At 73.2% G+C, this 13,153-nt stretch carries 10 protein-coding genes; all 10 read left to right on the top strand.

Annotation, left to right across the window (positions count from 1 at the left end; translation table 11 throughout):
• Positions 1-17 precede the first annotated feature (17 nt).
• The 10 genes from IAG44_RS43370 to IAG44_RS07510 all read left to right on the top strand — a co-directional run bounded on the left by IAG44_RS43370 (position 18) and on the right by IAG44_RS07510 (position 13,153).
• Positions 18-986, top strand: a complete 969-nt coding sequence (locus IAG44_RS43370) for an EboA domain-containing protein (protein WP_246561566.1) — start codon at positions 18-20, stop codon at positions 984-986.
• A 2-nt stretch (positions 987-988) separates the two neighbouring features.
• On the top strand, positions 989-1,843 hold the full coding sequence (locus IAG44_RS07550) for a TatD family hydrolase (protein WP_187746345.1): 855 nt from the start codon (positions 989-991) through the stop codon (positions 1,841-1,843).
• A 6-nt stretch (positions 1,844-1,849) separates the two neighbouring features.
• Positions 1,850-3,094, top strand: coding sequence for a metabolite traffic protein EboE (gene eboE / locus IAG44_RS07545; RefSeq protein WP_187746344.1), 1,245 nt, complete (start codon positions 1,850-1,852; stop codon positions 3,092-3,094).
• Positions 3,091-4,476, top strand: a complete 1,386-nt coding sequence (locus IAG44_RS07540) for an alkaline phosphatase family protein (protein ID WP_187746343.1) — start codon at positions 3,091-3,093, stop codon at positions 4,474-4,476. The genes eboE and IAG44_RS07540 overlap by 4 nt, the downstream gene beginning before the upstream one ends.
• Positions 4,477-4,513: 37 nt before the next feature.
• Positions 4,514-5,026, top strand: a complete 513-nt coding sequence (locus IAG44_RS07535) for an O-acetyl-ADP-ribose deacetylase (RefSeq protein WP_187746342.1) — start codon at positions 4,514-4,516, stop codon at positions 5,024-5,026.
• A gap of 126 nt (positions 5,027-5,152) precedes the next feature.
• Positions 5,153-5,743: a hypothetical protein gene (locus IAG44_RS07530; RefSeq protein ID WP_187746341.1), complete on the top strand. Its 591-nt coding sequence runs from the start codon at positions 5,153-5,155 to the stop codon at positions 5,741-5,743.
• A complete protein-coding gene (locus IAG44_RS07525) occupies positions 5,740-6,900 on the top strand; it encodes an FAD-dependent monooxygenase (protein ID WP_187746340.1) in 1,161 nt (386 codons plus the stop codon). Before IAG44_RS07530 ends, IAG44_RS07525 begins: the two co-directional genes overlap by 4 nt.
• Complete coding sequence (locus IAG44_RS07520) at positions 6,897-7,901, top strand: UbiA family prenyltransferase (protein ID WP_246561565.1); 1,005 nt, start codon at positions 6,897-6,899, stop codon at positions 7,899-7,901. Before IAG44_RS07525 ends, IAG44_RS07520 begins: the two co-directional genes overlap by 4 nt.
• A 79-nt stretch (positions 7,902-7,980) precedes the next feature.
• Positions 7,981-8,964, top strand: a complete 984-nt coding sequence (locus IAG44_RS07515) for a tocopherol cyclase family protein (RefSeq protein ID WP_187746339.1) — start codon at positions 7,981-7,983, stop codon at positions 8,962-8,964.
• 178 nt (positions 8,965-9,142) lie between these two features.
• On the top strand, positions 9,143-13,153 hold the full coding sequence (locus IAG44_RS07510) for a bifunctional nitrate reductase/sulfite reductase flavoprotein subunit alpha (RefSeq protein ID WP_246563939.1): 4,011 nt from the start codon (positions 9,143-9,145) through the stop codon (positions 13,151-13,153).

Raw genomic sequence — 13,153 nt, 5'->3', positions numbered from 1 at the left:
CAGGAGAGTTCGCAGGCATGGCTACCGCTCATCCGATCCCGCAGGCGCCACCGGACCCCCGGCCCGCGCTCGCCGGCGCACCGCTCCCCGACCGGGCGCGCGCCTGGCTCGACGACGCCACCACCCGGATCGCGGCCGACCCCGCCGCCATCCGCGCCCTGTTCCCCGCCGCGCGCCGCCAGTGCGGCCACGACCGGCTCACCGACCACTGGCACACCGACGACGCCGCCCGCGCCGCCCTCCTCACCGCCCTCCCCCTGCGCGGAGCGGCCCTCGCGGACGCGGTCGCCGACCTCTACCGCCACGGCGACCCCGCCGAACAACGCGCCGTACTACGGGCGTTGCCCCTGCTGGAGGAGGTCAACACGGAGTGCGCGCAGTGGCCCCCGGACGCCGAACAGCCCTACGCAGCAGGTGACTTGGACACCACCGGCATCCCGGCAGGCTCCCTCGCCCCGGCCATCCCCACCCCCCGCCGCACCCCACCCCCCGGTGTCCCCGGCGTCCGCCGCACCCTCTTCGCGTCCGCCTCCGCCGACCGGCTCGGTGACCTCGCGCTGGACCTCGTCCGCGAGGCCCTGCGCGGCAACGACAACAGCGTGATCGAGGCGGCGCTGGGCGCGTACGCGGCGGCGCGGCTGCCGGACGCCGAGTACCGGCAGGCCGTCCTCAAGTGCGTGTTCAACGACATCCCGCTGGAGCGCCTGTACGGCCTCGACGCCCGTGCGGACCGTGAACTCGCCCGGATGCTGGCCGACTTCGCGCACGAACGCATCGCGGCGGGCCGCACGGTACCGGCCGACGTCTGGCCCCTGGTCCGCGCGCACACGGCCCTGGCCAAGTCCCTCGCCGCCCGCGCCCGCGACCTCGCCGGCACCCGCCCGGAAGCGGCGTCCCGCGCCCTCGCGGCCCTGGCGGAGACGGACGCGGACGGCCCGGCCCCCGCGCTCCCCCTCGGCACCACCGCCCCCCGAAGGAGGTCCTGACCATGCGCATCTTCGACCCGCACATCCACATGACGTCCCGCACGACCGACGACTACGAGGCGATGTACGCGGCAGGGGTCCGCGCGCTGGTGGAACCGGCGTTCTGGCTCGGCCAGCCGCGCACCTCGCCGCAGAGCTTCCACGACTACTTCGACGCGCTGCTGGGCTGGGAGCCCTACCGGGCGGCGCAGTTCGGGATCCGGCACTTCTGCACGATCGCGCTCAACCCCAAGGAGGCCAACGACCCGCGCTGCTTACCGGTGTTGGACGAACTGGACCGGTACCTCGCCAAGGACGGCGTCGTGGCGGTCGGCGAGATCGGGTACGACTCGATGACACCGGCGGAGGACGAGGCACTGGCCCGTCAGCTCCAACTCGCCGTGGACCACGGCCTGCCCGCGCTCGTGCACACCCCGCACCGCGACAAGGCGGCCGGCACCCGCCGCACCCTGGACGTCGTCCGCGAGTCCGGCATCGCCCCCGAACTCGTCGTCCTGGACCACCTGAACGAGCTGACCGTCGGCATGGTGCTGGACAGCGGCTGCTGGGCCGGGTTCTCGATCTACCCGAGGACCAAGATGAGCGAAGACCGCATGGTCGAGATCCTGAAAGGCCACGGCACCGACCGCGTCCTGGTGAACTCGGCGGCGGACTGGGGCAGTTCGGACCCCTTGAAGACACGCAAGACCGCCGACGCGATGCTCGCCGACGGCTTCGACGAGGACACCGTCGACAAGGTGATGTGGCGCAACCCGGTCGCCTTCTACGGCCAGAGCGGACGCCTGGACCTGGCGGACCTCAAGCCGGACGACACGGCCCTGTTCGCCGGCAACTCCATCAAACGCGGCGGGGAGTGAACCCCCGTGCGGTTCACGCACCCTGACGGTTCGACAGTCCACGTCGGCTACTGCAGCAACGTCCACCAGGCGGAGGACCTGGACGGCGTCGTCGCCCAACTCGCCACGTACGCCGAGCCGGTGCGCGAACGCCTCGGCGTGGACCGGCTCGGCATCGGACTGTGGCTCGCGCGGGACGTCGTCGTGGAACTCGTCCGGGAACCAGCGCAGTTGAAGCGCCTCAAGGGGGAACTCGCCGCCAGGGGGCTGGAGACGGTCACCCTGAACGCCTTCCCGTACGCCGGTTTCCACCGCGAGGTCGTCAAGCGGGACGTCTACCTGCCCGACTGGGCCGACGAGGCACGCCTGACCCACACCCTCGAATGCGCCCGTGTGCTCGCCGAGTTGCTGCCGGACGACGCCCGGCGGGGCAGCGTCTCCACGGTCCCGCTGGCCTGGCGCGAACCCTGGCCCGCCGACCGCGCCGACGCCGCGCGCCGGGCCCTGGACCGGCTGGCCGGCGGGCTCGCCGGGATCGAGGCGGACACCGGGCGACGGATCCGTGTCGGCTTCGAACCCGAGCCCGGCTGTGTCGTCGAGACGACCGCGCAGGCCGTCGAACGGCTCGGCGGACTCGACCCCGACCGGCTCGGCGTCTGCCTCGACGCCTGCCACCTCGCCGTGCAGTTCGAGGATCCGGCCGCCGCGCTCGCCCGCCTCCGCGCCGCCGGGCTGCCGGTCGTCAAACTCCAGGCGTCCAGCGCGATCGAGGCCACCGACCCCGCCGACCCGGCCGCCCGCGCCGCCCTGCGCCGGCTCGCCGAACCCCGGTTCCTGCACCAGACCCGGACCGTCCGCGCGGGCCGGGTCCTCGACGCCGACGACCTGCCCGACGCCCTCGACGGCGCCCTCCCGACGGACACCGGCCCCTGGCGCGTCCACTTCCACGCCCCGCTGCACGCCGACCCCGAACCGCCGCTGCGCACCACCTCCGGCCAACTCGCCGCCGTGCTCGCCGAGTTGTACGCGGGTCAGGAGGCGCTGTGCGACCACGTCGAGGTCGAGACGTACACGTGGTCCGTCCTGCCGACCCCGCCCACCGACCTCCCCGGCGGCATCGCGGCCGAACTCGCGTGGGCCCACGGCCGGTTGACCGGGCTCGGCCTCGACGGCCCCGCCCTGAAAGACACCGGCCCCGCCCCGAAGGACACCCGCCCCGCCCTGAAAGACGCCAAGAACACCCACCCCGACCCCTCAGAGGAACGCCCATGAACAAGCGTCTCGTCGTCCTCGACATCGTCGGGCTCACCCCCAACCTCCTGCGCCACATGCCCTCGCTCACCGCCCTCGGCGAACGCGGCTCGCGGGCCCGCCTCGACACCGTCCTGCCCGCCGTCACCTGCACCGTCCAGTCCACCTTCCTCACCGGTGAACTCCCCTCCGGACACGGCGCGGTGGCCAACGGCTGGTACTTCCGCGACCTCGGCGACGTCCTGCTGTGGCGCCAGCACAACGCGCTCGTCGGCGGCGAGAAGATCTGGGAGACGGCGCGCAGGGAGCACCCCGGCTTCACGGTCGCCAACGTCTGCTGGTGGTACGCGATGGGCGCCGACGTCGACTGGACGGTCACCCCGCGCCCCATCTACTACTCCGACGGCGCCAAGGAACCCGACTGCTACACCTGGCCGCCCGAGCTGCACGACGAACTCACCGAACGCCTGGGCCCGTTCCCCCTGTTCACCTACTGGGGCCCGAACGCGGGGCTGCCCTCCACGCAGTGGATCCTGGGCGCCGCCCGGCAGATCTTCGACGAGAAGCAGCCCGACCTCACCCTCGTCTACGTCCCCCACCTCGACTACGAGCCCCAGCGCACCGGCCCCGACTCCCCGCGGACGGCCGCCGAGGCGCGCCGGCTCGACGCCGCGCTCGGCCCGTTGATCGACCACTTCGAGCGGGCGGGCGCGACGGTCGTCGCCCTCAGCGAGTACGGCATCGCGCCCGCGCACCGCCCCGTCGACATCAACCGCGCGCTGCGCTCCGCCGGGCTCCTCGACGTCCACACCCAGGACGGCATGGAGTACCTGGACCCCTGGACCTCCCGCGCCTTCGCCGTCGCCGACCACCAGATCGCCCACGTCTACGTCCGCGACCCCGCCGACACCGACCGGGTCGCCGAGGTCGTCGCCGAACTCGACGGCGTGGACGAGGTGTTGGACGCGGCGGGCAAGAAGGAGCGCGGCCTCGACCACGAACGCTCCGGCGAACTCGTCGCCGTCGCCGACCCCGACGCCTGGTTCACCTACTACTACTGGCTCGACGACGAACGCGCCCCCGACTTCGCCCGCCAGGTCGAGATCCACCGCAAACCCGGTTACGACCCGGCCGAGTTGCTGTACGACCCGACGGTCCCGGCCGTCCGGCTCCGCGCCGTCGGCTCGGTGCTCCGCAAGAAACTCGGCTTCCGCTACCGCATCCGCACGGTCCCCCTCGACCCCTCCGGCATCCGAGGCAGCCACGGCCGCCTCCCCGACAACCCCGCCCACACCCCCGTGCTCCTGTGCTCAGAGCCGACGTTGACCCGCGAGGCGTACGCGGCGACAGAGATCAAGGACGTCCTGCTGGAGTTGGCCCGCCAGCAGAGCCAGCCGAAATGACTCCCCGGAGAACCGCGCCGGTTGCTAGAAACGCCCCATGACCACCCTTACCTTCGTCCAGGGCGACATCACCGACCAGTCCGTCGACGCCATCGTCAACGCGGCGAACTCCTCGCTGCTCGGCGGCGGTGGCGTCGACGGCGCCATCCACCGCCGGGGCGGCCCCGCGATCCTGGAGGACTGCCGGAAGCTGCGCGCCTCGCACTACGGCAAGGGCCTCCCGACCGGCCAGGCGGTGGCCACAACAGCCGGGAACCTCAACGCCCGTTGGGTCATCCACACCGTCGGCCCGGTCCACAGCGCCACCGACGACCGCTCCGACCAACTCGCCTCCTGCTACCGCGCGTCGCTCGAACTCGCCGACGAACTCGGCGCCCGCACCGTCGCGTTCCCCGCCGTCTCCGCCGGCATCTACGGCTGGCCCCTCGACGACGCGGCGCGGATCGCGATCCGGACCGTGCGCCGGACGCCGACCCGGGTCGAGGAGGTGCGGTTCGTGCTGTTCGACGAGGCGGCGTACGCGGCGTTCACGGGGTACGCGGCGCTCTAGGAGGCCGCGCGGGTTCACCCCATGGTGTGACTCCGGGCGGCCGGAACGTTTCTTCCCGGAAGGGCAGAAACGTTCTGCTGCTACCTTTCGGCGGGTTGCTGTCCTTTCGTCCGAGAAAGCGTGCCGGTGCAATCACCTATCTGGACCGATGAGTTGAGCGCCGAGCAGCGGGAGGAGGACAGCCCCCGCTTCGTGGCGAGACCCCTTGAGGAGGTCACCGCCCGCATCCGCCGCTTCACCCACCCCGCCACCCGCCTCCTGCTGAGCGGCGACGGCCTGACGACCACCCTCCTGCGGGCCTGGACCGGCGCCGACGTCACGGTCCTGCGGGCGGCGCAGCACCGCGTGCCCGCCGCCGAAACCCCCTGGGGCGCAGGCAAGTTGCTGGGCACGGACGGCGCCGAGGCCATCGTCCGGCACTCCGTCCTCGGCGGGGCCGACGGCGCCGACCTCTCGCGGAACGCGGTCGTCGCCCGCCCGGACCTGTGCCCGGCGGCCCGGCACTGCCTCGAAGACACCTCCGCCCCGCTGGGCCCCATGCTCCAGGCGGCGGGCACCGCCTACCGGCGTTCGCTGCTCGACGCGGGCCGGCGCCCCTGGGGGCCGTGCGGACAACCGGCCGCGTACAAGGCGTACCTCCTGTGGCACGGCGAACGCCCCTTCGCGGCGGTCTTCGAACTGTTCAACCCGGCGGTCGTCCCGGCGGACGCGCGATGAGCGGCGAACGCGTCGCGGTCGTCGGCGCGGGCCCCGCCGGACTCGTCCTCGCGGCGCTCCTGCACCGCGCCGGCATCGACGTCGAGGTGTGGGAGCGGCGCAGCCGCGCGGACGTCGAACAGCGGCCCCGCGCGGGCCTGTTGGAGCACCGCGTCGTCGAGTTCCTGGCCGCGCACGGCCTCGCCGACCGGCTGCTGAAGGAGGGCGAACGGCACGGCTGGTGCGTGTTCGCCTGCCTCGGCGAACGCGTCCGCGTCGACTACGGCACCCTCTCCGGCGGGTTCCGGCACTGGGTGTACCCGCAGCACCTGCTGCTGCGCGACCTCGTCGAGAAGCTGGACGAGATCGGCTGCCCGGTCCATTTCGACGCCCCCGTACAGGAGTTGGACGGCACGACACTGCGCCTCCGACAGGGCGCCGTCCGGGCCGACTTCGTGGCCGGCTGCGACGGCGCGCAGGGCGTCGTCGCGGCGAGCGTCCCCGACTCCCTGGTGACGGGCCGCCGTTACCCCTACGACTGGCTGACCGTCCTCGCCGACATGACCGGCCCCGTCGCGGGCGTGCTGTACGCCGTCCACGAGGCCGGGTTCGCCGGGATGATGCCGCGCACGGGGAACGTCGCCCGCCTCTACCTCCAGGTCCCGGCCGGCGCCGACCCCGCCGACTGGCCCGAGGACCGCGTGCTCGCCGCCCTCGACCTGCGGCTCGCCCCCGGCGCCGGCGACCCGAGGCCCGTCCGGCTGCGGGAGCGGGGCATGCTGCGGATGCGGGGCCGGGTCCGCCGGGGACTGCGCGCGGGCGGCGTGTTCCTCGCGGGCGACGCCGCGCACGTCCTGACGCCGTCCGGCGCCAAGGGCCTCAACCTCGCCGTCGCCGACGCCGCCGACCTCGCGGCGGGCCTGATCCACCGCGTCCGCACCGGCGACGACAGCCTCCTCGCCGGGTACGAGGCGCGGCGCGGCGCCGGGGCCTGGTGGGCGCAGGACTTCTCGGACCGGCTCCTCGACCTGCTCCACCTGCCGCCCGGCGGCCCCGAGGAACGCCGGTTCGCCCTCAGACTGCGCCGCGAACGCATCCGCGCGCTGGCGAGGACGGGACCGTACGCGACCGCTTTCGCCCGTGACTACGCCGGTGCGGAGTCCGTTTTCACACCGTGAGTGAGGTACTTCAGAAACAGACAGAACAAAAACGGTCAGAGCCGAGCACCGGCGGAGGTGCGCCCGAACGCCCGTCCAGGCCCAATCGCCTGCTCCGGTACGTCAAAGCGCTCTGCGGCCTCTCCCGCGCCGCCCAGGCGACCCTCAGCACCGCCCAGCCCCTCGTCGCCGCCCTGGTGGTGGACGACGACCCGGACCCGGCCCGCTTCCTGCTGCTGGCCTGCGCGATGCTCGCCGTGTTCCTGGCGACGTTCGCCGCCAACGACGTCCTCGACCACCGCCTCGACCGCGCCCGGTTCGCGCACGAGGAACGCGACTTCAGCGGGTTCGACATCGACACCGTCGGCGTGCGTCACCCGCTGGCGCGCGGTGAACTCCCGTACCGCGTCGCCGTGATGTGGGTCGTCGGGCTCGGGGCGCTGGGCACGGCGGTCACCGCGTGGCTGTCGCCGGTGTCCTTCGTGGTCCTCGTCGTCGCCGTCGCGCTGGAGGTGGCGTACTGCAAGCTGGCCACGGTCAGCGCGCTGAAGTGCCTGCTGTCCGGCGTCGTCGTCGCCGTCGGCGCGTGCGCGGGCGCCCTCGCGGTGCCGGGCCCGGTGCCCTGGCCCGCCCTCGGGCTGCTGTGCCTGTGGCTCGCGGCCTGGGAGATCGGCGGCCGGAACATCCCGAACGACTTCGTGGACGCCGGCGAGGACACCCGCCTCGGCATCCGCACGGTCCCGGTCGTCCTCGGCCCCGCCGCGGCCGTCCGCTGCGCCGCCGTCGCCCTGCTCGTCGCCGGCGTCTCGGCCGTCGCCCTCGCCCTGTACCTGACGGACTCATACGGTGTGTCCGGAGTCACAATCACGGCCCTGGCGACGGTGTTCCTGCTCCTCGGGCCCGGCGTGCGGCTGCTGCGGGAGCCGTCCGCCGCTGCGGCGATGGCCGTCTTCAACCGGGCCACCTGGCATCCGCCGGCCGTGCTCGCGGCCTTCGCGGCGGCCCTGGCCCTGCCGAGGTGAGCCGGGGAAACCGGTGGAAACCGGTGATACTCGATTTTCGTGCCGTGCGACGTCCGTACCGTGCCATGAGGAGACTCCCATGATCCCCGCGCTCCGCCACGCCTGGCGGGCCACCGGCGCCGATCTCCCCTTCGGCGATCCGCGCCCCGCGCACGGCGTCGCCACCGAGGGTTTCTTCTGGCGCTTCACCACACCCGGGAACCGGGTGGTGATCGCCGGCTGCGCCCTCGTCCGGCATGCCGGAAACCGCTGGGGCCTTGCCTTCCTCGCATCCGAACCCGGCGGCTTCCTGCGCGCCACCACCACCGACGCCACCTGGTCCGACCCCGACCGCCTCGCCCTGACCGTCGGCGACGCCCTCACCGTCGACGGCGACCGCCTGGACGTCGACCTCGGTGACGACGCCCGTCTGTCCGTCCGGCTGGAGCGCCCCGCCCTGTGGACGGGCCGCCCGCTGCACGGCCTCGGCGCCGGCTCCCTCCTGCCCGGACTGTCGCAGTACTGGCACCCGTACCTCTTCGACGCCGACGTCACCGGCAAGGCCACCCTCGGCGGCCCGCCGACGGCGCTCGACGGCGCCCGCTGTTACGCGGAGAAGAACTGGGGCCCGGCCTTCCCGGACACCTGGTGGTGGGCGCAGGCGCACGGCTTCGACCGGCCCGACGTCTGCGTCGCCCTGGCCGGCGGCCCCCTGTCCGCCGGGCCCCTCGACACCCGTCTGACCAGCGTCGTCGTCCGCGTCGGCGCCCGCGTCCTGCGTCTCGTCCCGCCGCTCGCCCGGGTCCGGACGGAGATCGCAGGCGGGCGGTGGCGGGTGACGGCGGCGGGGCCCCGGACGACCGTGCGGATCACCGCCGAGGCGCCCGGCGGCGGGGCGAGCCCGGTGCCCGTGCCGCTGGCCGAACCGCACGCCCTGACCGCCTCCGCGCACCACCTGACCGCGCCGCTGACCCTGACCGTCGTCCGCGACGGACGCACCCTCTACCAGGGCCGGAGCGATCTCGCCGGGCTGGAGACCGGCGGCGCTCACACCCCGCCCGCCGCATCTGTGCGGCGGGGTTAACCCCCGGTGACCTGCGAGGGAGACACCGGCGTAATCAGCACTTCGTACCGTCACTGAGGCTCTAACCAGGCCGACCGTCAGACAGAAGGGGGCGCCCGTGGCCGCCGTGCCGGACCCGCGGACCGACAGCGCGACGAAGGTGCGCACGGTCTGCTCGTACTGCGGTGTCGGCTGCGGCATGGTCCTCGACATCGGCCTCGGACCCGACGGACGGCGGACGGTCCTGAAGGCGTCCGGCGACAAGGAGCACCCCGCGAACCTCGGCCGGCTCTGCACCAAGGGCGCCACCACGGCCGACATGCTCACCGCGCCGGGCCGCCTCACCACCGCCCTCGTCCGCACGGACCGGGGCGAGGAACCCCACCCGACGCCCGTCCGGGACGCCGTCGCCGAGACGGCCCGCCGGCTGCGCGCGATCGTCGACGAGCACGGGCCCGACGCGGTCGCCCTCTACGTCTCAGGACAGATGAGCCTGGAGGCCCAGTACCTCGCGAACAAGCTGGTCAAGGGCTACCTGCGGTCCAACCAGATCGAGTCGAACTCCCGGCTGTGCATGGCCAGCGCGGGCACCGGCTACAAGCTGTCCCTCGGCGCCGACGGCCCGCCCGGCTCCTACGACGACTTCGACAAGGCGGACGTCTTCCTCGTCATCGGCTCCAACATGGCCGACTGCCACCCCATCCTGTTCCTGCGGATGATGGACCGGATCAAGTCGTCCGGCGCGAAACTCATCGTCGTCGACCCGCGCCGCACCGCCACCGCCGCCAAGGCCGACCTGTTCCTCCAGGTCAAGCCGGGCACCGACCTCGCGCTGCTGAACGGACTGCTGCACCTGCTGGTCGAGAACGGCCACACCGACCCCGAGTTCATCGCCAAGAACACCGAGGGCTGGGAGGCGATGCCCGCCTTCCTCGCCGACTACCCGCCGCACACCGTCGCCGAACTCACCGGCATACCCGAGGCCGACCTGCGCGAGGCCGCGCGCCTCATCGGCGAGGCGGGGGAGTGGACCAGCTGCTGGACGATGGGCCTCAACCAGTCCACGCACGGCACCTGGAACACCAACGCCCTCGTCAACCTCCACCTCGCGACCGGCGCCATCTGCCGCCCCGGCAGCGGCCCGTTCTCCCTCACCGGCCAGCCCAACGCGATGGGCGGCCGCGAAATGGGCTACATGGGACCGGGGTTGCCCGGCCAGCGGTCCGTACTCGCCGACGCCGACCGGCGGTTCACCGAGGAACTGTGGGGACTGGAGCCCGGCACCATCCGCGCCGACGGCGTCGGCAAGGGCACCGTCGAGATGTTCCGCAAGATGGCCGACGGCGAGATCAAGGCGGCCTGGATCATCTGCACCAACCCCGTAGCCTCCGTCGGCAACCGCAGGACCGTCATCGAGGGCCTGGAGGCCGCCGAACTCGTCGTCGTCCAGGACGTGTTCGCGGAGACCGAGACGGCCGCGTACGCGGATGTCATCCTGCCCGGCGCGCTGTGGACGGAGACCGAGGGCGTCCTCATCAACAGCGAGCGCACCCTCACGCTGGCCCGGCCCGCCGTCGACGCGCCCGGCGAGGCCGTCGCCGACTGGCGGCTCATCGCCGACATCGCCTGCGCGATGGGCTACGCGAGCGGATTCAGTTACGCGGGCGCGGAGGAGATCTTCGAGGAGATCAAGGGCGCCTACAACCCCGCCACCGGCTACGACCTGCGCGGGGTGACCTACGAGCGGCTGCGCGAGACGCCCGTGCAGTGGCCGGCCGCGCCCGCCGGACCCGACCGCAACCCGATCCGCTACGTCCGCCCCGACGGCACCCTGAACTTCGCGACCCCCTCCGGGCGGGCCGTCTTCCACGCCCGCCCGCACCTGCCGCCCGCCGAGCTGCCCGACGACGACTACCCGTTCGTCCTCAACACCGGGCGCCTCCAGCACCAGTGGCACACGCTCACCAAGACGGGGCGCGTCGCCAAGCTCAACAAGCTGAACCCCGGCCCGTTCGTGGAGATCCACCCCGAGGACGCGGCCGAACTCGGCCTGGTGGACGGCGACTCGGTGGAGGTCGCCTCCCGGCGAGGCCGCGCCGTCCTGCCCGCCGTCGTCACCGACCGTGTGCAGCAAGGGAGTTGCTTCGCGCCGTTCCACTGGAACGACCTCTTCGGGGAGTACCTGAGCGTCAACGCGGTCAGCAGCGACGCCGTCGACCCGCTGTCGTTCCAGCCCGAACTCAAGGTGTGCGCGGTGTCGTTGACGAAGACGGCGACGGCGGTGAGCGTACGCATGCCGGACGGCGCCGAACAGGGCACGAAGGCTGCCCTCGTCCCGTCCGCAGTCTTCACCTCCCCCACCGCCCCGCCCACCTCCTCCGCCGCCCTCTTCGGCCTGGAGAACACCCCGCCCCCCGTCCTCAGCGAACGCGAACGGCAGTACCTGCTCGGCTTCCTCGCCGCGATCCCCGCGGGCGGCCCCGGCGTCCCCGTCCTCCCCCCGGACGCGCCCTTCAGCCCCGAGCACGCCTTGTGGGTCAACGGCACGCTGGCGGGCCTGTATTCGCGGACGACGGCCCCGACTCCCGCCGCCACACGTCAGGTTGTCATCCTGTGGGCCTCGCAGACCGGCAACGCGGAGGAGTTCGCCAGCGCCACCGCCGCCCGCCTCACCCAGGGCGGCCACACCGCGTCCCTCGTCGAGATGGACCAGGCCGACCCCGCCGCCCTCCCCACCGACGCCGACCTCCTCCTCATCACCAGCACCTTCGGCGACGGCGACGCCCCCGACAACGGCGCCGGCTTCTGGGCGGGCCTCACCGCACCCGACGCGGGCCGCCTCGAAGGCCGCCGGTACGCGGTGCTCGCCTTCGGCGACTCGTCCTACGACGACTTCTGCGGCCACGGACGCCGGCTCGACGACCGCATGGACGAGCTGGGCGCCGTCCGCCTCGCGCCGCGCATCGACTGCGAACCGGACTACGAGACGCGGGCCGAGGAGTGGCTGGACCAGGTCCTCGGCGCCCTCACCACCACCGCCGCTCCAGCAACACCCATACCGCCCAAGGCGGTTGCCCCGCGCCGGGCGCCCCGCCCCGCCGGCGCGACCGGCCGCCTCGTCGGCAACGTCCTGCTCAGCGGCGCCGGTTCGGGCAAGGAGGTGCGCCGCTTCACGTTCGACACCCGCGACAGCGAGGTCCCGCTCGTCTACGAGGCCGGCGACGCGCTCGGCGTACGCCCCCTCAACTCCCCGACCCTGGTCAAGGAGTGGCTGACCGTCACCGGACTGGACGCGGACACCCCGGTCAGCGTCGAGGGCGACCAGGTCCCCTTCGACGAGGCCCTGTCCCGCTACCTCGACATCACCCGCGTCACCTCCTCCCTGCTCCGCTTCGCCGCCGAACGCACCCGCGACCCGCGCGAGTTGCGCAAGCTGCTGCGCCCCGACAACAAGGACGAACTCGCCAAGTGGTCCTGGGGCCGCCAAGCCGTCGACGTGGCCGCCGAGTTCGGCATCGAGGCGGACGCGCAGGAATGGGCCGACGTCATGGGCCGGCTGCGTCCGCGCCTGTACTCCATATCGTCCAGCCCGCTCACCGACCCCCACCTCGTCTCCCTCACCGTCTCCGTCGTCCGCTACGAGAACCGCGAGGGACGGCCCCGGCAGGGCGTCTGCTCCCCGTTCCTCGCCGACGCCGAACCCGGGACCGTCGTCCCGCTGCACGTCCAGCGCTCCCCGCACTTCCGCCCGCCCGCCGAGACCGGCGTCCCCGCCGTGATGATCGGCCCCGGCACCGGCGTCGCCCCCTTCCTCGGCTTCCTCCACGAACGCCGCGCCCTCGGCCACCGCGCCCCCAACTGGCTCTTCTTCGGCGAGCAGCGCCGGGCCACCGACTTCTACTACGAGGACGAACTCTCCGCGCTCCTCGCCGACGGCACCCTCACCCGCCTCGACACCGCGTTCTCCCGCGACCAGCGCGCCAAGGTCTACGTCCAGGACCGCATGCGCGAACACGGCCCCCAACTCTGGTCCTGGCTGCGCGAGGGCGCCCGCTTCTACGTCTGCGGTGACGCCTCCCGCATGGCCAAGGACGTCGACCGCGCACTGCGCGACATCGCCATGGTCCACGGCGGCATGACCGAGGCGGAGGCGGCGGCGTACGTGAAGCAACTCGCCGCCGAGAAGCGGTACATGAGGGACGTCTACTGA

The sequence above is a fragment of the Streptomyces roseirectus genome (assembly GCF_014489635.1).
GTDB lineage: Bacteria > Actinomycetota > Actinomycetes > Streptomycetales > Streptomycetaceae > Streptomyces > Streptomyces roseirectus.
Note: the sequence above shows the minus strand (reverse complement) of the source record. Positions and strands in the feature narration are given on the sequence as shown.

Excerpts from the sequence above, each read along its gene's own strand:
- IAG44_RS43370 (WP_246561566.1), top strand. The coding sequence starts at position 18 with ATGGCTACCGCTCATCCGATCCCGCAGGCGCCACCGGACCCCCGGCCC.
- IAG44_RS07550 (WP_187746345.1), top strand. The coding sequence starts at position 989 with ATGCGCATCTTCGACCCGCACATCCACATGACGTCCCGCACGACCGAC.
- IAG44_RS07540 (WP_187746343.1), top strand. The coding sequence starts at position 3,091 with ATGAACAAGCGTCTCGTCGTCCTCGACATCGTCGGGCTCACCCCCAAC.
- IAG44_RS07535 (WP_187746342.1), top strand. The coding sequence starts at position 4,514 with ATGACCACCCTTACCTTCGTCCAGGGCGACATCACCGACCAGTCCGTC.
- IAG44_RS07525 (WP_187746340.1), top strand. The coding sequence starts at position 5,740 with ATGAGCGGCGAACGCGTCGCGGTCGTCGGCGCGGGCCCCGCCGGACTC.
- IAG44_RS07515 (WP_187746339.1), top strand. The coding sequence starts at position 7,981 with ATGATCCCCGCGCTCCGCCACGCCTGGCGGGCCACCGGCGCCGATCTC.
- IAG44_RS07510 (WP_246563939.1), top strand. The coding sequence starts at position 9,143 with ATGGTCCTCGACATCGGCCTCGGACCCGACGGACGGCGGACGGTCCTG.